At 68.0% G+C, this 20358-nt stretch carries 16 protein-coding genes; 10 read left to right on the top strand and 6 right to left on the bottom strand.

The window, feature by feature from the left end:
- Nucleotides 1-66: 66 nt before the first annotated feature.
- From DMB37_RS39310 to DMB37_RS39300, 3 genes are read right to left on the bottom strand one after another with little or no spacing between them, the layout of a single operon-like run.
- Nucleotides 67-1701, bottom strand: coding sequence for an ABC transporter permease (locus tag DMB37_RS39310; protein ID WP_135237063.1), 1635 nt, complete (start codon nucleotides 1699-1701; stop codon nucleotides 67-69).
- A complete protein-coding gene (locus tag DMB37_RS39305) occupies nucleotides 1698-2630 on the bottom strand; it encodes an ABC transporter ATP-binding protein (protein ID WP_135237062.1) in 933 nt (310 codons plus the stop codon). The genes DMB37_RS39310 and DMB37_RS39305 overlap by 4 nt, the downstream gene beginning before the upstream one ends.
- Nucleotides 2630-3283, bottom strand: coding sequence for a TetR/AcrR family transcriptional regulator (locus tag DMB37_RS39300; protein WP_135237061.1), 654 nt, complete (start codon nucleotides 3281-3283; stop codon nucleotides 2630-2632). The genes DMB37_RS39305 and DMB37_RS39300 overlap by 1 nt, the downstream gene beginning before the upstream one ends.
- A gap of 106 nt (nucleotides 3284-3389) precedes the next feature.
- Here DMB37_RS39300 and DMB37_RS39295 point away from each other — a divergent pair, with 106 nt between their 5' ends.
- On the top strand, nucleotides 3390-5321 hold the full coding sequence (locus DMB37_RS39295) for an acyl-CoA dehydrogenase (protein WP_135237060.1): 1932 nt from the start codon (nucleotides 3390-3392) through the stop codon (nucleotides 5319-5321).
- 101 nt (nucleotides 5322-5422) lie between these two features.
- Here DMB37_RS39295 and DMB37_RS39290 read toward each other — a convergent pair whose 3' ends face one another.
- Both DMB37_RS39290 and DMB37_RS39285 read right to left on the bottom strand, forming a co-directional pair.
- The gene (locus tag DMB37_RS39290; protein ID WP_167769083.1) at nucleotides 5423-6778 is read right to left on the bottom strand and encodes an MFS transporter; all 1356 of its coding nucleotides are present in this window, start codon (nucleotides 6776-6778) and stop codon (nucleotides 5423-5425) included.
- Between the two features lie 86 nt (nucleotides 6779-6864).
- On the bottom strand, nucleotides 6865-8325 hold the full coding sequence (locus DMB37_RS39285) for an ABC transporter substrate-binding protein (RefSeq protein ID WP_167769082.1): 1461 nt from the start codon (nucleotides 8323-8325) through the stop codon (nucleotides 6865-6867).
- Between the two features lie 252 nt (nucleotides 8326-8577).
- On the opposite strand from DMB37_RS39285, the gene DMB37_RS39280 reads away from it, so the two are divergent.
- The 3 genes from DMB37_RS39280 (at nucleotide 8578) to DMB37_RS39270 (ending at nucleotide 12509) form a co-directional block, all read left to right on the top strand.
- The gene (locus DMB37_RS39280; RefSeq protein ID WP_206055129.1) at nucleotides 8578-9927 is read left to right on the top strand and encodes an LVIVD repeat-containing protein; all 1350 of its coding nucleotides are present in this window, start codon (nucleotides 8578-8580) and stop codon (nucleotides 9925-9927) included.
- Nucleotides 9928-10286: 359 nt separating this feature from the next.
- Nucleotides 10287-11726, top strand: a complete 1440-nt coding sequence (locus DMB37_RS39275; protein WP_199856990.1) for a threonine/serine exporter ThrE family protein — start codon at nucleotides 10287-10289, stop codon at nucleotides 11724-11726.
- Between the two features lie 126 nt (nucleotides 11727-11852).
- On the top strand, nucleotides 11853-12509 hold the full coding sequence (locus tag DMB37_RS39270) for a heme oxygenase (biliverdin-producing) (RefSeq protein WP_135237058.1): 657 nt from the start codon (nucleotides 11853-11855) through the stop codon (nucleotides 12507-12509).
- Here DMB37_RS39270 and DMB37_RS39265 read toward each other — a convergent pair.
- A complete protein-coding gene (locus tag DMB37_RS39265; protein ID WP_135237057.1) occupies nucleotides 12503-14014 on the bottom strand; it encodes a sugar transferase in 1512 nt (503 codons plus the stop codon). The two genes, DMB37_RS39270 and DMB37_RS39265, sit on opposite strands and share 7 nt — an antisense overlap.
- Before the next feature lie 490 nt (nucleotides 14015-14504).
- Here DMB37_RS39265 and DMB37_RS39260 point away from each other — a divergent pair, with 490 nt between their 5' ends.
- From DMB37_RS39260 to DMB37_RS39235, 6 genes are all read left to right on the top strand, one after another.
- Complete coding sequence (locus DMB37_RS39260; protein ID WP_135237056.1) at nucleotides 14505-15791, top strand: class I SAM-dependent methyltransferase; 1287 nt, start codon at nucleotides 14505-14507, stop codon at nucleotides 15789-15791.
- A complete protein-coding gene (locus tag DMB37_RS39255; RefSeq protein ID WP_135237055.1) occupies nucleotides 15788-16564 on the top strand; it encodes a glucose-1-phosphate cytidylyltransferase in 777 nt (258 codons plus the stop codon). Before DMB37_RS39260 ends, DMB37_RS39255 begins: the two co-directional genes overlap by 4 nt.
- Nucleotides 16561-17211 carry a PIG-L deacetylase family protein gene (locus DMB37_RS39250; protein WP_135237054.1) on the top strand — a complete coding sequence of 217 codons (651 nt, stop codon included), beginning with the start codon at nucleotides 16561-16563 and terminating at the stop codon, nucleotides 17209-17211. Before DMB37_RS39255 ends, DMB37_RS39250 begins: the two co-directional genes overlap by 4 nt.
- Before the next feature lie 3 nt (nucleotides 17212-17214).
- A complete protein-coding gene (locus DMB37_RS39245; RefSeq protein ID WP_107656367.1) occupies nucleotides 17215-18261 on the top strand; it encodes an NAD(P)-dependent oxidoreductase in 1047 nt (348 codons plus the stop codon).
- Nucleotides 18262-18348: 87 nt separating this feature from the next.
- On the top strand, nucleotides 18349-19461 hold the full coding sequence (locus tag DMB37_RS39240; RefSeq protein WP_135237053.1) for a methyltransferase domain-containing protein: 1113 nt from the start codon (nucleotides 18349-18351) through the stop codon (nucleotides 19459-19461).
- Nucleotides 19462-19694: 233 nt separating this feature from the next.
- Entirely contained in the window at nucleotides 19695-20291 is a 597-nt protein-coding gene (locus DMB37_RS39235) for an MspA family porin (RefSeq protein ID WP_240772109.1), read from the top strand.
- The last annotated feature ends 67 nt before the right edge of the window (nucleotides 20292-20358 follow it).

Here is a 20358-nt window from a genome sequence, read left to right as displayed (position 1 = left end):
ATAACCCTCGTTGCGATGCCGACGGCCCGCGCACCCTGTCGAGTGCGCGGGCCGGGCGATATGGAGTCAGCGCAGATCGCGCCTGCGGAAGGCGACGATGCCGACCGCGAGCAACGCCGCGGCGACGCCGAGCAGCCAGAGCACCGGGGCGGCCTGGAACTCCGCGCCGGGCAGCTTCGGCGGATGGACGAAGGGCACGAGATCGACCAACCACTGCGGCAGCCCGTCCAGCGAGCCGATGAAGAAGATCACGATCAACACGCTCAGCACACCCCAGGCAATCGGCGTGAAGCGCGGAGCGATCCCGTAGATCGCCACCGCGATACCCGTGAACACCCACACCGCGGGCACCTGGACGGCCGCGGCACCCACCGCGTCGGTCAGCTTGCCCGCCATATCGCCGTCGGTCGCGCCGTAGACCACGCCGATCGCCAGCGCGGCCACCAGCAGGAGCAGCGCGGGACCCAGTAGCGCGAAACCGATGTGGCTCAGCGCGTATCGCTCCCGGCTCACCGCTCCGGCCAGGGTGGATTCGGCCCGCTGACTGGATTCCTCGTCGTGCAGCCGCAGCACGGCCGAGACGGAATAGGCGGCCGCGCCCGCGGCGAGCAGGGTGAGCGCGAGGGTGATGAACGAGTTCTGCAGCATGTCCGAACCGCCCATCCGGGTGACCAGGTCCTGCACCGTCGAGTTGTCGTTGACCATGTTGCCGACGCTGCGCACCGCCCCGCCCATCAGCAGTCCGTACAGCAGGAAGCCGATGGTCCAGGCCAGCAGCGAGCCACGCTGCAGCCGCCAGGCCAGCCCGGCCGGGCCGGACAGCGCGGGCGCCGCCGCCGGTGGGCCCGGTCGCTCGGCGAGCAGGCCGGAACCGGTATCGCGCCGACTCAGCAGTACATAGGCCGCCGCGGTGGTGAGCGCGGCCAGCACGAGCAGCGGGATCAGGACCCACCAGCGTTCCTGCGCGAAGGCCCGCAGCTGAATACACCAGCCGACGGGCGAGAACCAGGACAGCACACCGTTGCCCGCGTCACCGATGGCCCGAAGGGCGAAGGCCGCGGCGAGCGCGCCGAGCGCCACACCGCGGGCGATCCGCGCGCCGGTACTCACCTGCGCGGCCACCGCGGCGACGCCGGCCCAGGCCAGGCCGGAGCAGGCCAGCGTCACCGAGAACGCCGCCGATCCGGTGAGGGGCAGGTCGTTGCTGTACAGCATTGCGGTGGACAGGATTCCGACGACCACACAGCCGAACGTGGTCATCAGCAGCACCGCGGTGAGCCCGGCGAAGCGGCCGATGCTGGTGGCGCCGACCAGTTCGGCGCGGCCGGTCTCCTCCTCGACCCGGGTGTGCCGGATGACGGTGAGGATGGTCGCGATTCCGATCATCGCGAAGTAGGGCCCCGCTTTCCACAGCGCCAAGGAGCCGATATCGGTGCTGAACACCGGGCCGTACATGGCGACGAGCGCCGGGCTGTCGGTGATGGTCTTCGCGTAGTTGTCGAGATCGGCTTGCGTGCTGTAGACGCTCTTGGTGCTCGCGACATAGAAAGCCGGTAGCAGACCGAACGCGATCACCCACAGCGGCAACACGATTCGGTCGCGGCGCAGGAACAGGCGCAGCAGTTGGCCGGTGCCCGCCAAGTCGGCCGAGCCACGCACCGTGGGGGCGGCATAGTGCCTGCCCGCGGTTGCCGTAGTCATGCGCCCACCTTCTCCCCGCTCTTCGTCGCGTGCGCCGAGGCGTCGCCGTCGACGTGGTAATGCCGCATGAACAGCTCTTCCAGGGTCGGCGGTGCGCTGGTCAGGCTGCGCACGCCGGCGTCGCCGAGCACCCGGATCAGTTCGCCCAGATGCTCACCGTCCACCTGGCAGCGCAGGGTCGAGCCGTCCCGCTCGATGTCCTCCACGCCGTCGATGCGGCTGAGATCACCTGGGTCGCCCAGCAATTCGGCGGTGATCGAGGTGCGGGAGAGGTGCCGCAGCTCCTGCAGCGAGCCGCTTTCCACGGTGCGTCCGGCGCGAATGATGGTCACCCGATCGCAGAGCGCCTCCACCTCGGACAGGATGTGGCTGGACAGCAGTACGGTGGTGCCGCGCTGCTTGGCCTCGTCGACGCATTCGCGAAACACCTGTTCCATCAACGGATCCAGGCCCGAGGTCGGTTCGTCGAGCAGCAGCAGTCGCACGTCGGACGCGAGCGCGGAGATCAGCGCGACCTTCTGCCGGTTGCCTTTGGAGTAGGTGCGCGCCTTCTTGCGCGGATCCAGATCGAACCGCTGGATCAGTTCTTCGCGCCGGCCGGCGTTGATGCCGCCGCGCATGCGGGCGAGCAGGTCGATCGTCTCGCCGCCGGACAGCGACGGCCACAGCGTGACATCGCCTGGCACATAGGCGAGTTCGTGGTGCAGCGCGACCGCGTCGGACCACGGGTCACGCCCGAGCAGTTCGGCGCGGCCGGAGGTGGCGCGCAGAATGCCGAGCAGGACGCGGATCGTCGTCGACTTACCCGCGCCGTTGGGACCCAGGAACCCGTGGATCTCGCCCTCGCTGACCGTGAGGTCGAGGCCGTCCAGAGCGGCGACATGACCGAAAGTCTTACGGAGATTGTTGATTTGGATGACTTCGGACATCAATGCTCCTCGATGAAAGTGTCCAATAGCGTGGGGTCGGTCAGGATGCCCTGGGTGTAGAACTCCAGAGCGGGGGGTGTGAGCTCTTCGGTCAGCTCGCGAATCGCCTTGCGGAAGTCGAGCTTCTCGCCGGGCTGCTGGTGCATCTGCACCCACAGCAGGGTTGCGCCGACGTTGAGTGTCATCAGATATCTGGCACGCGCCGCCGGGTCGCGGCTCGGTTTGAGCACGCCCGCATCGACGCCTTGCTGGATGTAGACCTCGGCATCGGCGACCATGTGCTCGAAAAGCGACTGAGCCATCGGCCCACCCGCCTGCAGGCTGCGCACCATGTAGGCGACCAGTGGTCCGTATACCTCGATCTCGGCGAGCGCGGACAGCATGCCCTTCGCCACACTCTGCGCGGTGATCGCCTTGATCTTCTCGTCGCGAATCAGCTGGAGCACCCGCTCGTCGCAGGCGGCGCGCAGGCCGTCCTTGGAGCCGAAGTGATGGTTCACCAGGCCGGGCGAGACGCCTGCCGCCTGGGCGATCACGCGCACGCCGACCTGGAAGCCCTGGTCGCCGAAGATCTCGATCGCGGCGTCACGTATTCGGGCCGCCGTGGTCAGATCCGCGGCGGGTCCTTGCGGTAAGGGCTGTTCGTTAAACACATGTTCAATATATTAAACACTCGTTCAATCCGCCACAAGAGCCCTGCCCGGAATGTCGTGTCAACAGTCACGGTTTGCTCGGCGCGGCGCGGGCTAATGTCGAGTTATGACAACCGGCACCGCAACGACGGCGGATCACCTACGCGCAGCACTGGACGGACCGTGGGGCGAGATCCGGGAGCAGGCCCGAATCCAGCTCGCGGACGACAAATTCGCCGGAGACCCTTACCTCGACTACAAGGCCGCTCGGGCCCGGGTGCTCGAGCAGATGCGGGTCATCGCCACGATGGGTTACGCCGAGCGCGGTTTCCGCCGGGAGAACGGCGGCACCAGCGAGCCGGGCGCCGCGGTCACGGGGCTGGAGATGCTGGCCTACACGGATCTGTCGCTGTGGGTCAAAGCCGGCGTGCAGTGGGGGCTGTTCGGCGGGGCGGTGGAGAACCTCGGCACCGAACGGCACCGCGAGTACATCAAGCGGCTGATCTCGCTCGATCTGCTCGGTTGTTTCGCGATGACCGAGTCCGGGCACGGCAGCGACGTGGCCCACCTGGAGACCACCGCGACCTACGATCCGGACACCGAGGAGTTCGTGATCCACTCGCCGACGCCCTCGGCGCGCAAGGACTACATCGGCGGTGCCGCCGAACACGCAAGAATGGCAGCGGTTTTCGCCCAGCTGGTCACCCAGGGCGAGGGTCGCGGCGTGCACTGCCTGCTGGTGCCGATCCGCGACGAGAACGGCGCCGATCTGCCGGGCGTGACCACCATCGACGATGGACTCAAGGGCGGCCTGCCGGGTGTCGACAACGGACGCATCGTGTTCGACCACGTACGCATTCCGCGGGAGAACCTGCTCAACCGGTACGCAGACGTCGAGCCGGACGGCACCTACACCTCCGAGATCGAGAATCCGAGCCGTCGCTTCTTCACCACCCTGGGCACACTGGTGCGCGGGCGGGTCAGCGTCGGCGGTGCGGCGGCGGCAGGCACCCGGGTCGCGCTGAGCATCGCGCTGCGTTATGCGTTGAAGCGCAGGCAGTTCTCCGATCCGGACAGCGGGCAGGAGACGGTGCTGCTGGACTACCGCAGCCACCAGCGGCGCTTGCTGCCGCTGGTCGCCAAGACCTACGCCTTGGCGTTCGCGCAGAACGATCTCGTGCGCCGCATGCATCTCGTGCAGACCGGTCAGGATCTCAACCCGAGCTCGCAGCGGGCGCTGGAGAAGCGGGCCGCCGGTTTGAAGGTCGCGCAGACCCGGCACGCCACCCGCGCGATCCAGGAGTGCCGCGAAGCTTGCGGTGGCGCAGGCTATTTGACCGAGAACCGCCTCGTCGGGTTGAAGGCGGACACCGACGTGTTCACCACCTTCGAGGGCGACAATGTGGTGCTCACCCAGCTGGTGGCCAAGGAGCTGCTCACCGCGTACTCCGACGAGGTGCGCGACCTGGACGCGCTGGGCTGGGTGAAGTTCGCCGCCACCATGGCCGGTGACGAAGTGCGCAAGGTGACCGGTGTGCGGCAGTTGATCCAGCGCCTGCGCGACGGTTCCAACGACTCCATCGACGACGGCGATCTCGCCCGGCGCGCGGTACAGCTCCAGCTGTTCGCCGACCGCGAGGAATACCTGGTGCGCACCGCGGGTCACCGTCTGCGCGCCCGGGCCAAGGACACCACACCGTTCGAAGCTTTCAACAACGCCCAGGACCACATCCTCGCGGCGGGCACCGCCCACATCGATCGCCTGGTGCTGGAGGCCTTCATCGAGGGCATCGAAGACATCCAAGACCCGGACGCACGCGCCCTCGCGGAAACGGTCTGCGATCTCTTCGTCTACTCGACACTGGAAGAGAACCAGGCGTGGTACATCATGCACCGGTTCATGTCCGTCGAGCGGGCCAAGGCGGTGCGCCGGGGCGTCAACGAACTCGTCGACCGGCTCCGCCCGGAAGCGCTCACCCTCGTCGAGGGCATGGGCGTGCCGGAATCAATGCTGCACGCCGCCATGCTGGACGACGCGAGCGTGTTCGAGCGGGGCTGAAACACCTCGACTACCCGCGCGATCACACACTCTTCTCGCGCGGGTAGTCGATGATCTCGTTGCCGCCGAAGGTCCGGCAGTCCCCGACATCGGCTGCGCTGTCAGGAGGGGGCGGTCGACCGGTGGGAGCCGGTCGATGCAGCGGTCTCCCCCGCGACGTCGCGCAGATCGCGGCCGCGGGTCTCGCCGGCCCAAAGGAACGCGCTCGCGGTGCAGGCCAGTGTCGCGCACAGCAGCAGGGTGATGGGGACGGTCGACGGAAAGCGGTGCAGCAGGGCCACACCGATGATCGGAATGAGCGAACCACCGATGATCGTCGCGAGTTGGTAGCCCAATGACGCTCCGGTGTAACGCACCTCGCTCGGGAACAGCTCCGCGAAGAAGGGCGCCTGTGCGCCCGTCAGCAGGCCGTGCAGGGTCAAGCCGACAGTGATGACCACGGTGATCCGGACCGCACTTCCGCTGTCCACCATGGGCAGCGCGCTGAGCGCCCACCCCGCGACCAGCACGGCGAGCAGCACGCTGGATACCCGTCGCCCGAACCGGTCGCCGAGCGCCCCACCCAGCACGATCGCGGTCGCCTGAAAGACCGAGGCGATGGTAATCGCGGTCAGCGCAGTGGATTTCGGCACATGCACCACTTGGGTCAGATAGGCGAGCAAGAAGATGCTGAAGGTGTAATACGTCGCCTTCTCACCGACGTCGGCCAGCGCCGCCATCAGCACCTGCTTGCGATAGCGACCCAGCACGATCCGCAGCGGCGCGTGCCCCTGCCGCGTCGCCCCGCGTCGCTGTGCCGCCACGAAGATCGGCGACTCCTCTACCGCGTGCCGCAACCAAAGGCCCACCGCGACAAGGACTATCGACAGCAGGAACGGTATCCGCCAGCCCCACGCCTCGAATTCCGCGTTGGAGACGCCTAGACCGAGCGCCGCGAGCACCCCGGTGGCCAGCAGATTCCCCAGTGGCCCGCCGGTCTGCGGCCAGCTGCTCCAGAACCCTCGGTGCGCCGCCGACCCGTGCTCGGCCACCAGCAGCACCGCGCCGCCCCATTCGCCACCCAGCGCCAACCCCTGCACCAGCCGCAACAGCACCAGCAGAATCGGCGCCGCGACCCCGATCGTCGCGTAGGACGGAATGAGCCCGATCGCCACCGTCGCCGCACCCATCAGCATCAACGTGATGGACAGGGTGCGCCGCCGCCCGACCCGGTCGCCGAGGTGCCCGAACAGCACCCCACCGAGCGGCCGCGCGAGAAACCCCACCGCATAGGTCCCCATCGCCAGCAGCACCCCGACCAATGGATCACCGGCCGGAAAGAACACCTTGTTGAAGACCAGCGCCGCCGCCAGGCCGTAGAGGAAGAAGTCGTAGAACTCGATCGTCGTGCCCGCCACGCTGGCCGCGACCACCCGCGCGAATCGCGCCCCCGAAGTCGCCGCCGGCTCACTCATCATCTCAGGCCCCTCGCTCGTGCCGAATCACCTTGTACGACTATGACTTAGCACTCAGCGTCGGGCCTGGTATTCGCCACGGCAACCGCTCATAGCGAGATCGAGGCGAGCTCAATGCCGCGCAACGGTGTGGCAACAACCTGGTGTACCCGCGGCGTCCAGACCGCGTGGCCGTGGCCGGACCACAGTGGGGCTATCGGCAGGTCGCGCAGCAGGTGGTTTTCGACGAGGCGGTAGCGCTGACCACTCTCCGCTGCGGTGGCCGCCGTATCGGCAGCAGCCAACAGCTGGGTGAACCCTTCGTCGGGCATGCCTGTGGTTTTCGCCAGGGCGGTGAGGAGTTCATGGGGGCTGGCGGTGCTCGGTGCATAGGTCAGCAGAAAGGGTGCGTCGGACGGTTGGGGCGCCTGGTCGCCGCGCGGTCGGGCGGTCACCTCCAACGCGAAGGCGGTGCGCAGCTGCTCGGCGAGCGGCTGCGCCCATTGCTCCTGCGCGGCACCGAAATACAGCGTGACCGGACCGGTGAAGGTGACCTGGCCGAGCAGTGACTTCGCCGCGGGCTGGTCGTGCGTGCACGGCCGACAGGTGGCGGAGCGTTCGCCCGGAGCTATGCCGGGTGGCAGTAGGGCGCGGGCCGGATCGACCTGGTTCGCAAGCGGGCCCGCCGCCAAGGCCGCGCGGTCCAGCGCCATCGCGAACGCATGGCGCGCGGCCGCGTCCTCGAATCGCTTGTCGGACATGGGGAATGCTAGATAACTGGCCTCCGGCAGCGGCCACATCGCGTGCCGGTCGGCGAAATCCTGGTGCATGGCGTCGTGCCGCGCGCCGGGCACCTCGGTGGCCAGGTCGAGCGAGCCCGCCCGCACCTGGGCGTACTGCGCGACGGAATCGCCCACCCTGAGCTGGATCTCGCGCACGTTGCCCGCGGCCTCCCCGACCCGCACGAGCCGACCACCCGAATTCGGCTGCCATGGTTCGGTCAGCCGGAACGGCCCGTTACCAACCGGGTTGAGCGCGAAGCCCGCCCAATCCCGGGAGGCCAGCACCGACGCGGGCAGCGGCAGCAACGCGGGAGCGGCCAGCACGGCGGGCACCTGACCGAACGGCCGGTCGAGCACGATCCGCACTGTGTGCTCGTCCGGCGCGCTGATCTCGTTAGCGCGCAACACTTCGGTGAGCGCCACCGAGCCGGCCCACCGCTCGGCGGCCACAGTTCGCCAGGTGTCGACATAAGACTTCGCGGTGACCGGCGTCCCGTCGTGGAACTGGTTTCCGTTGCGTAGCTTGACCTCCCAGGTCACCTGGTCCGTGCTGGAGACCGCCTCCGCGGCCCGCAGAGTGGTCGTCCCGGTCGCCGCGTCATAGTCGACCAGCGGTGTCCACAGCGCGCCGACGATCATCCGGCCCGTCTGATCTCGCAGATCGGCGGGCAGCAGGCCAGCCGATTCTCGGACACCGACCGTGAGCACACCCGGCTCCGCCTGCTCCACCGACGCGGCGCAGCCGGCGACGCCGAGCAGGAGAACGACGAACACGGCGACAAGGCGCACGGCACGAGCAGCCCACCGGCTATTGCGAGCAGCGACCCGGTTCGGGCATGGATCACCTGGCATACCAACATCATTCACCGAGCAACGCTCGAAACACACCGCCGAACCGGTCAGCACGCCGACTACCACGCGAAAGTTGCTCCCCAGTTCCCGATCTGGCGATATGGGTATCGCGTGCGGCCCCGCCGACATTTACAGTGAGGCATCTCGGCGACCAGGAATCCCCTGGTCACGCCTCGCTGGGAGGTAGTTGTGCGCCGCTTGTTCTTCCGGTCGTCCCTGCTGTTGATCGCCGTGACGGCGACCCTCACCGCCACCGCGCTGCCCGCCGTGGCCTGCGGGGAGGAGGACGGTCCACCGGCCGCGGCACCGTCGGCAACGAATGCGCCCGCCGCGGAGAAGAATGTCAAAGCCGTCGGCAGCGTCCCCGACGCACAGGGCGCGATCTCGCTGCAATTCCTGCAGTACGGCGCCAGGGACGTCATGGTCGTGGCCGGCGAGTTCGGGGTGAAGACCTACGACCTCACCGCCAACCCGGCGGCTCCGAAGCTCATCGGGCAGCTCAACATGCCTGGCATGTGGGAGACCGAGGACACCGAGGTCGACCCGGTGCGCAAACGCGTCTTCCTAGCCAGGGACCCGCGCGCCTTCGGCGGCAACGTCCGCACCGGCGAGTCCGGGATCTACGTGGTCGACCTCGCCGATCCGGCGAAACCGTCCGTGATGAGCTACGTCAAGGTGCCCGCAGGCCACACCACCACCTGCATCAACGACTGCCAGTATCTCTGGACCGGCGGCCCGGCCAAGGCCGACAGCATGCCCACCGAGTGGGGCGGTCGCCCGATCTGGGTCACCGACATCAGGAACCCGCGCAAGCCGAAGGTCTTCCCCAACCCGATCGAACTGGCGCGCAACGACGGCAAGACCGACTACGTGCACGACGTCCAGGTCGACCAGACCGGTGTCGCCTGGGCGTCGGGCCGCGGCGGTGTGCGCGGGTACTGGACCGAGGGCATGCACAAGGACCCGGTGACCGGCAAGGTCCGGCTGGCCTCGCCGAACGACCCGGTCCCTTACGCAGGCGGCGGCATCAAGGAGACGGCCGCGCCGTCCAAGTTCATGCACAACAGCTACCGCCCGATCGGCAACCGCGCGAAGGACGGCGGCGGCACCGGCCCCTGGGGCAACGGAAACCTGATCTACGCCACCGAAGAGAGCTTCGTCGACGGCTGCGCCGGAGACGGCGTGCTGGTGATCGCGTCCCTCGAAGGGTCCTACAACGGCGAAGGCTGGCGCTCCACCCCGCAAAAACCGTACCGCCTCAACACCATCGGCACCTGGAGCGTCGCCGGCCAAGAAGGCAGCAACCCCGCCTCCGCCGACTGCTCCGCCCACTACTTCGACGTCCAGGACAAGGTCCTCGTCCAATCCTTCTACGCCCAGGGCACGCGGTTCTTGGACGTCAGCGACCCCACCAACCCCAAACAGATCGCCTACTACCGCCCCGGCGACGCGGCCGCCTGGGCACCCTACTGGCACCGCGGCTACGCCTACGTCGCCGACAACAACCGAGGCGTGGACATCCTCCAACTCACCCGCTGAAGTGGAGCTGTCACTCAGCCTGCGAGTGGGGCCTGGATGCTCAGCACGCGCCCGTCGGGGTCGCGAACCGGTCGCGAAGTCCAGCTCGAAGCCGAGTGCCTCGTAGAACTTGGCCGCCCTGCCCCAGTTGTGGGCGCGGTCCCCGCGCCGCAGACTGCAGACTGCGCCCGCGGCGGCGGATGATCATCTCCGGCGCGCGACACGCGGTCGGCGGGCCGTTGTGCCAGCCCGGATGCGAAGGTCGCCGGGAGGTGACTACGTTCGCGTGCATGGATTCAGACACGCTGCCGGGAGGCGACAGCACGGAGACGCGGGTCGATCATCTCGGTCGGCGGCGGCTGTTCCGGCGCGGGCGGCGGATGCCGGTGGTGAGTCAGGCGGTCGGGAAACTGGTCGCCGATCGGCCGGCTACCGCGGACACGATCGTCGCGGCGCCTTCGCCGCTGCAACCGATCGACCTCACCGACGACGCACGGGTCGCGGAGGTGCTGGATCTCGCGGTGCGCGTCGGCGAGGTGGTGCTGGCCTCGGGGACGGGCGTGATCGATACGACCACCCAGGTCCGCTTCATCGCCGCCACCTACGGGCTGGCGCGCTGCGATGTGGACGTCACCTACGACTCCATCAGGATCTGGGCCGATCGGGGCCCGCGGCTGCCGCCGGCCAGTTCCATGCGGATCGTGACCTACCGGTCGCTGGACTTCACCAGGCTGGCCGCGGTCGACCGGCTGACCCGCCGCATCCGCAACGAGGTGGTCGCGCCGGAGGACGCGCGCGCCGCGCTCGACACGATCACCACGGCGCCGCACCCCTACCACCGCTGGACGGCTACGTTCGGCTGGTCGCTGCTGGCCGCGGCGATCGCCGCGCTGCTCGGCGGTGGCATCGTCGTCGCGGCAGTCAGTTTCGTCACCACGCTGGCCATCGACCGGTCCAACCGCGTGCTCAACCGCTACGGCCTGCCGTTCTTCTTCCAGCACATGGTGGGTGGTGCGATCGCCGCCACGCCCGCCGTCGTGCTCGCCACCCTGGCCGAGCCGCTCGGCATCCAGGTGGATCCGGCGCTGATCATCGCGGCCGGAATCACCGTGCTGCTCAGTGGATTACAACTGGTCGGCGCGGTGCAGGACGGCATAACCGGTGCGCCGATCACCTCGACGGCCCGCATGCTCGAGGTGATGATGATGACCGGCGGCATCATCGCGGGCATCGCGCTCACGCTGCGTATCGGCTGGCTCTTCGGCGCCACGGTGCCGCCGATCCTGACCACACCGGCGGGCGGCATCATCGACCTGCCGGTGCAGATCGTGGCCGGTGCGGTCGCCTCGCTCGCCTTCGCGCTCGCCTGCTATGCCGAGAAACGCGCGCTCACCGCCGCGGCGGGCAGTGGCGCGGCGGGCACCATCTGCTATCTGGTGGTGCAGGAGATCGGGTTCGGCCCGGTGCTGTCCTCGGGCGTCGCCGCGACCGTGATCGGCATGGCCGGTGGTCTGATGGCGCGTCGCGCGCTGACTCCCCCGCTGGTAGTCGCCATCGCGGGCATCACCCCGCTGCTGCCCGGCCTCAAGCTCTACCGCGGACTGTATGCGGTGCTCAACGACGAGCTGGTGCTCGGCGCGAACCAGCTGCTGCTCGCCTTCGGCGTCGGCTGCGCGCTGGCCGCAGGCGTCACCCTCGGCGAGTGGTTCGACCGTACCGTTCGACGGCCGCGCATCCTGCGCCGCTTCGGTTCGCTGCGCCGCCCGATCGTGCGCCGGATCCGGCCGCGCGGGCGCCGCAGGCCGCCGCCTATCCAATGACGCGCCGCCCATTGAGTGAGGCATGTCCGTGCGCGGCGCACGTGAACCCGGTATGGTCGAACGGAGTTAGTTAGGGTAGCCATACTAGAAGGTGACCCACAGGTGCTCGAGTGAGGTGGTTCGGATATGTCAGAGGCAACGCCGTTCTCGAAACAGATCCGTAGCGCCACCGAGCAGCAGCACGCGGCGGCCGAGAACTCACGGTTCATGAGCGACATGCTCGGTGGCGCGCTCGGGGTCGACTCGTATCACCGCTACACCGGCCAACTCTGGTTCATCTACCGCGCACTCGAGCGCCGCTGGGACACCCTGAGCGAGGACCCGATCGCCGGTCCGTTCATCCGGCCCGAACTGGCCCGCACCGCCGAGCTCGAACGCGATCTCGCCCACCTCATCGGCCCGGACTGGCGCGCCGGACTCGAACCACTACCCGCCACCGCGGCTTACGCCGCGCGCATCGACGAGTGCGCCCGTGACTGGCCCGCGGGCTACATCGCCCACCACTACACCCGCTACCTCGGCGACCTCTCCGGCGGACAGGTCATCCGTGGTACCGCGGAGAAGCTGTGGAACCTGCCGCACCGCGGCGACGGCGTCCGCTTCTACGTCTTCGACGGCGTCGGCAACCCGGCCGCGTTCAAGCGCGAATACCGCAGCCTGCTCGACCAGCTGCCGCTCGACGATCTCGAGCGCCGCCGCGTCCTCGACGAGGGACAGCGCGCGTTCGCGATGAACACCGCGCTGTTCCAGGAACTCGCGCAGGAGTTTCCGGCCGCTCAGTAGGCGCCCGCGCCGCGGGTCACCGCGCCGATCGTCCTGGCGATGAGCAGCAGGTCCAGCACCATGGACCAGTTCTCCACGTACGAAAGGTCCAGCCGCACCGAGTCTTCCAGCGACAGGTCCGATCGGCCACTGACCTGCCACAGCCCGGTGACCCCCGGCTTGACCAGCAGCCTGCGCCGCATCTCGCCGTCGTAGCTGTCCACCTCACGCTGCACCTGCGGGCGCGGCCCGACCACGCTCATCTCACCGCGCAGCACGTTGAAGAACTGCGGCAGCTCGTCCAGGCTGAACTTGCGAATGATCTTGCCCACCGGCGTGATCCGCGGGTCGTCCTTGATCTTGAAGAAGACCGGATTGCCCCCGTGGCGCGCGATGAGCGCGTCCACGCCCGCCTCCGCCTCGACGTACATGCTGCGGAACTTGATCATCCGGAACGGCTTGCCGCCCCGCCCGATTCGCTCGGACAGATAGAACACCGGGCCGGGGCTGGTCAGTTTCACCGCCAGCGCGATGGCCAGCATGGTCGGCGCGATCAGCACCAGCACCGCGGCCGCGAAGCACATGTCGAACACCGCCTTGCCGGTCGACTTGGCGCGATCGTACTGCGGTTTGGCGATGTGCAGCATCGGCACACCCGCGACGAAACGATTGGTCAGCCGGGTACCCGCGATATCGACGACGCCGGGCGCGACGATGAGCTCGACGCCGAGGGGGTCGAGTTCCCAGGCCATCCGCCGCAATTCGACCGGGCCGAGGTGATCGGTCGCGGTGACCGCCACGGTATCGGCACCACTGCGACGCACCGCGTCGAGCACTGTGCGGTCGCTGCCCACCACGGAGAACGTGTGCCCCGATGGCTCCCTGATGTATTCGGTGATCTCGTTGAGCCCGTTCGGAATACACACACCGACCACCCGGTATCCCGAGGCCGGGTCACGGGCGAAGGCATTCGCCATCGCCTGCGCCGCCTCCGCGCAGCCGACGACGAGCACCGAGGTCCGGTACTCCCCGCGGGCGCGCAGCTGTCGCGCGTGGATGCGCCATAGCAATCTGTTCAGCATCAGCCCGAACAGACCGAGCGGTAGGGCGATCGCCAAATAGCCACGAGCGAACTCGATCTGGAACACCAGCGACACGATCGCGAGCACACCGAACAGTCGCAGCGTCGCGGCGACCAAGCGCCGATACTCCTCAGTGCCGCTGCCCACCACCTGGGGCGAGCGGGTATTGCCTACCGCGAGGAAGCCTGCCCAGCTCAGCGCGAGCACGCCGGAGACGACCGTGTACCCCACTTCATAGGGCAGGTGCCAGGCCAGCGGCGGCGCGGCGGGCCCGCCGAACCGGATGATCTGCGCCAGCGCCACCGCGACCACGATAACGCCGAAATCTGTTGCGCCTATCCGCTTTACATACTCAGCCTGCCAGCGTTCGCGCTCGGAGCGCGGCAGGCTGTGCGGCGACCGACGATAGTCCAGATCGTCGTCGCCGGTGAGCTCGAAGCTCATGAAACGCACCTCCCCCTGGGAGAGAAGAAAGAAGCCCCCCGATCTGCGTTGACCGGTCCCCGCGACATCATCCTGACGCCTCGGTGTCCCGTCCTTCGGCGGCCAGAAGCCGATTGTTACAGAACACAATCCGTTTCACATGTCGAATCATCAGGGCCGCAAAGTGTTCCACGCAGTAGCCGACAGAGTAACGGTCGGTTTTCCGCCCCGGTATGTTTCGGGCGTTCGGGGGCACAGCAGGCCAGGTCGCGAACCTTCGCTATCCGCAGGCGAATTCATGCGATGGGGGCGGAACCACCAAGCCGCCCGGTAGCCACCCGGAAGCTACTCGTCGGAAACAGGCCAAAATTACCGGAAATTACTTTCAGACCAGTCGATTTCACCTACGACACGCGGGGCATTCGTTGTAACGTCTCACTGGATCGGGTCGACTTCAGGGGTGCGCCGGCAATGCGCCGGAGGTACGGCTCTCGGCAGAAGGTGGGCTTCGTTGTTATGTCGACTGTGTGATTCCGGGCGCTTGACGAGCGTGCTCGATTTGGGTGCGACACCGCCGTGCGAGAAATTTCTCGCGCCGGACGAACTCGACCTTCCGGAACCAACCTACCCGCTGCACCTTCGGCTGTGCACGAACTGTCTGTTGTTGCAGATTCCCGCCTTGATCACCCCGGCGGAGACGTTCACCGAGTACGCGTATTTCTCGTCGTACTCCGACAGCTGGGTGCGGCACGCGCAATCCTTTGTCGCACAGGCGATCGAGCGACTCGGCCTGACTGCGCAATCCTTCGTCGTCGAGGTGGCGAGCAACGACGGTTACCTGCTGCGGCACGCGGTGGCCGCGGGCATCCCCTGCCTCGGTGTGGAACCCTCGGTGAACGTCGGCGACGCCGCGCGGGCGGCGGGCGTCCCTACCGAGACCACCTTCCTGGACGAGGACTCGGCCGCGAAGATCCGTGCGGCACATCGTCCCGCGGACCTGGTGATCGCCAACAACGTGTACGCGCACGTGCCCGATCTGCGCGGCTTCACCAGGTCGCTGCGCGAGCTGATGGCCGACGACGGCTGGCTCTCGATCGAGGTGCACCACGCGCTGAACCTGCTGCGGCTGGGCCAGTTCGACACGATCTACCACGAGCACTTCCAGTACTACACCGTGCATTCGGCGCAGCGGGCGCTGGCGACGGCCGGTCTGTCGGTCGTCGATGTCGAACTGCTCGACACCCACGGCGGCTCGCTACGCCTATGGGCCCGCCCTACCCCGCTCGGCGCCACCCCGACCAGCCGGGTAGCCGACGTGCTTCGCCTGGAACGGGATGCGGGCCTGCACCAGGTCGACGGCTACACCCAGCTGCGCCCGCGCACCGAGGCGGTCCGCCACGACCTGCTGCGCTTCCTGCTCGACCAGCGCGCCGCGGGCAAGCGCGTCGTCGGCTACGGCGCGCCGGGCAAGGGCAACACCCTGCTCAACTACTGCGGCATCCGCACCGACCTGCTCGAATACACCGTCGACCGCAACCCCTACAAGCACGGACGCTTCACCCCCGGGACCCGGATCCCGATCTACGCACCCGATCGGATCGAGCTCGATCGACCGGACGTCGTGCTGGTGCTGCCGTGGAATCTCGAAACCGAGATCACCGCGCAACTGCGCCATATCGCCTCGTGGGGAGCCGAATTGGTCTACCCGCTTCCGGCACTGCATCGTGCCGATCTCACCAGTCACAACGAAGTGAACAGCGCTACACATTCAGGAAAGACAGGGAGGGGAGCACGATGAAGGTTGTGCTGTTCTGCGGCGGGTACGGCATGCGGATGCGGGACGGGACCGACGACATGATTCCGAAACCCATGCAACTCGTCGGCCCACGACCACTGCTGTGGCATGTGATGCGTTACTACGCGCACTACGGGCACAAGGAATTCATCCTGTGCCTCGGCTACGGCGGTCTGCACATCAAGAATTTCTTTCTGACCTACCAGGAATCGGTGTCCAACGACTTCGTCATGCGGGACGGCCGGGTGGAAATGCTGCGCTCCGATATCAGCGACTGGCAGATCACCTTTGTCGACACCGGCCTGGAATCGCCCATCGGCGAGCGGCTGCGCCGGGTCCGTGACCACGTCGGTGCCGACGAGCGATTCCTGGCGAACTACGCCGACGTGCTCACCGACGCACCGCTGGACGACATGATCGAGAAGTTCACCGAGTCCGGCGCGGCCGCCTCGATGATGGTGGTGCCGCCGCAGTCGTCGTTCCACTGCGTGGACATGAAGCCAACCGGTGAGGTCAAGGAGATCATGCCGGTGTCGCGAATGCCGTTGTGGGAGAACGGCGGTTACTTCGTGCTGAATCAGGAGATCTTCGATCTGCTGCCGCCGGGCGGCGATCTGGTCGCGGACGCGTGCGGCACGCTGGCCGGGCAGGGACGGCTGTACGGCTATCAGCATCTCGGCTTCTGGAAGCCGGCCGACACGTTCAAGGAGCGCGCCGAACTCGACGCGGGCTACCGCAGCGGCGCGCGGCCCTGGATGGTCTGGGAGCACGCGTGATCCGACTCGGCGTCGGAGCGGTCGCCGAGATCGCGGTGCTCGGTGCGCACTGCGACGACATCGCCATCGGCATGGGCGCGACGCTGCTGACACTGGCTCGCGCGCACCCGGGACTGCGGGTGCGCGCCCTGGTCATGTCCGGCGGCGGAACGGCGCGGGCGGACGAGGAACGCCTGGCGCTGGCGGCGTTCTGCCCGGGGGCTGAGGTCGACCTCACCGTGCTCGACCTACCCGACGGCCGAGCCCCGGCGCACTGGGACCGTATCAAGGACGCGCTCAGCACTTTTCGTGGCAGCACCGAGCCCGACCTGGTCTTCGCCACGCAACGCGGCGACGCGCATCAGGATCATCGGCTGCTGGCCGAGTTGGTGCCGACCGAGTTCCGCGATCACCTCGTGCTCGGCTACGAGATCCTCAAGTGGGAGAGCGACACTCCCAGTCCCAGCGTCTACCACCGGCTCACCGCGGCGCTCGCCGAGGAGAAGGCCCGGCTGCTACTGAAGCACTATCCGTCCCAGGCCCACCGGGACTGGTTCGACGAGCAGGCGTTCACCGGCCTGACCCGGCTGCGCGGCGTGCAATGCCACGCCGGGCACGCCGAAGCGTTCGTGCTCGACAAGGCCGTCATCGATTTCGGAGGTTCGTAAGTCATGCGGGTACTCGTCACCGGACACCAGGGGTATCTCGGCACCGTCATGGTGCCGGTCCTGCGCGCCAACGCGCACGAGGTGGTCGGTCTGGACGCCGGCTTCTTCGCCGACTGCGTCCTCGGCGACCTGCCGGGCGACCCGCCCGGCCTGGCCGTGGACCTGCGCGACGTGACCGTCGACCAGCTGCGCGGCTTCGACGCGGTCATCCATCTCGCCGCGCTGTCCAATGATCCGCTCGGCGCGCTGGCGCCCGAGATCACCTACGCCATCAACCATCACGCGTCGGTGCGGCTGGCCCGGCTCGCGAAGGAGGCCGGGGTGCGGCGGTTCCTGTACGCCTCCACCTGTTCGGTCTACGGCGCCGCGGGCGCGGACCTGGTCACCGAGGACGCGCCGCTGCGCCCGATCACCCCGTACGCGGAGAGCAAGGTGCGGGTCGAAGACGACGTCGCCGCGCTCGCGGACTCCGGCTTCTCCCCCGTATTCCTGCGCAACGCAACGGCATTCGGCTTCTCGCCACGGTTGCGGGCCGACATCGTGCTCAACAATCTGGTCGGGTACGCCACGCTGACCGGCGAGGTGAAGGTGCTCTCCGACGGCACTCCGTGGCGACCGCTGGTGCATGCCCGCGACATCGCGTGGGCCTTCGCCAACTGTCTCACCGCTCCACCGGCGGCAATCCACTGCCGCGCCTTCAACATCGGCACCGAGGCCAACAACCTCACCGTCGCCGATATCGCGCAGGCGGTGGTGGCGGCGGTGCCCGGGTCGCGACTGAACATCACCGGCGAGAGCGGCGCCGACCCGCGCTCCTATCGCGTCGACTTCTCGGCTGCCCGCGCCGCCATCGGGTTTCGCGCGCTGTGGACCGTGCAGGCCGGGGCGGACGAGCTGTTCCAGGAGTACACCGCGCGTGGCCTCACCTACGACGACTTCTTCCAGAAGTTCACCCGGCTGCCGCACCTGGAGAAGCTACGCGACAGCGGGGTGCTCGACGGGTCGATGCGCCGGATACAGCCCGGGCCCGCTCGTGTTCCAGCCACTTAGGCCGGGCGAGACCGGCACAGCGTCGACGACGGTCGGCCACGGTGCCATGCGTGCGGCCCGCGCCGGCGCACAGCGAAAGGGCCGGTGATGGTTCCCCTCGATAGCGGGCGACCCTGCCGGGGTTGCGGCGGCACCGAACTCACGACGGTGCTCGATCTCGGTATGGTCCCGGCCGCGGACTACTTCCCGCCGCTGGCCGCCCCGGTCGGCCTCGCCGAGACGGCGCATCCGCTGCGCATGGATCTGTGCGCGCGCTGCGCTCTCGCGCAACTGGCCGAGGACGACACCCGCACGCAGGAACCACGCGGCATCGAGCCCGCGGCGTTGCGCGAGCAGGCGGCCGAGGCTGTCGCACGTGTCGCCGAATCCGGTCTGCTGCAAGGGAACACCGTGCGCGAGTTCGGCAGCCCGCACGGGGGCACCTGGGTGCCCCTGCTGACCGAGCGCGGCTACACCCAGACCGAGGGTGTCGCCGATGTGGTGCTCGACTGTTTCGGCCTCATGCACGAACCCGACCAGCGCGCGGCCTTCGCCGAGCGGGCGGCGGCCACCGCGCCCGACGGCCTGCTGTTGATCCAATTCCATTCGCTGGCCACCATCGTCGCCGCGCGCCAGTGGAACGCATTGCGGCACGGGCACTTTGCCTACTATTCGCTGTCCGCGCTGAGCCGATTGCTGGCCGCCGCGGGCATGAGCGTCACCACCGCGTGGCGATTCGACCTGTACGGCGGCACCGTACTGGTCAGTGCGCGCCACGGCACACATCGTCCCGATGCGGCGGCGCGCGAAATCCTCACCCAGGAGACCACCTACACCGCGGCCACCGCCGTCGGCAGCCTCCAGCAGGCTGCCGACGCACACGCCGAGGCGTTGCGTCGCTGGCTCACCAGGCATGCCGCACAGGGTGATCGGGTGTTCGCCTACGGCGCGGCGTCGCGTGCGGTGGCGCTGTTCAGCTTGGCGGGTGTCGATCGAGGGTTGATCGCCGCCGTCGCCGACGCGTCACCGGCCAAGCAGGGTCGCCGGATGCCGGGCACCGACGTGCCCATCATCGCGCCCGACGAACTGGTCACGGCCCGACCGGATCTCGTGCTGCTGACGCTGCCCGATCTGCTGCCGGAGGTCCGCGCCCGCTACCCGGAACTCGACGGCTGCTGGATCGTCGACGACCCGGCCGACACCACCGTCCGAGGAGGCTGAGTTGCTCCGAATTCGCTGTCCCCCAGCGCATTCTCGCCCGTTTGCTCGATGCGCTTGATCTGACATGATTCGATTTACCGAACACCTGATCGCCACAGATGATCGATGAGTTCTTCGCTCCCGCGTGTCGGGGAGCGGGCGTCGAGCGAACGACCACGCTCGGCCAGGTGTGTGTGCAGAGGGGACAAAACCTGATGAGGGATATCACGCAACAATGCAGCCGTTGCGTCCGAATGTTCGCGTTCGCCACCGTGGTGGCGTCGGGGCTGGCTTTGGGAATAGGCACCGCGGGAGCGGTCGTCGACAGCAGTAACCAGATCGTCGATCAGAAGGATCGTTCGATCGAGGCGATCCAGTCCGACACGCGGATCGACTTCGTGCCGCCGCTGGACGGAAACGCGTTGACCCGCGAGTGGTTTCACAATGGCGAGGCGGCCTACAAGATTGCCGGGCCGAACGCCGAGGACTGGCGCGGGCACATCACCATCGGCTACCAGGTCGGCTATCCGGCGACCCTGACCGGGCGGTTGAAGTTCAACTACTCGACGCCGGGTCTCGGGGTGGACCTCGGCAGCGACGGCGCGACCTTGAAGCTGGAGGGGCTGATCCCCCGGGCCGGCGTCGAACTCGAGGTCGGCTTCGGACCGGGGATCCAGACGGTGGAGTGCGCCGGCGGCGATGTTTCCGGCGCGGCAGGGTTCCTGCGGATGTCCGGCTTCCACGGCACCGTGACCGGGGTGGTCGGGCAGACCACGATCCGGCCGTTCGTCAAGGTGGTCAGTTCCAGTGGTGACGCCGTGTACACCTATGGGCGGCTCTGGTCGATCTGAGACGATCGCGGTGAGGTGATCATTATGAATGCCGAAACCGCCCCGCGGTGCGGGGCGGTTTCGGCGT

The organism is Nocardia sp. CS682, from assembly GCF_004634405.1.
Lineage (GTDB): Bacteria > Actinomycetota > Actinomycetes > Mycobacteriales > Mycobacteriaceae > Nocardia > Nocardia ninae.
This window is presented reverse-complemented; position numbering and strand designations above follow the sequence as displayed.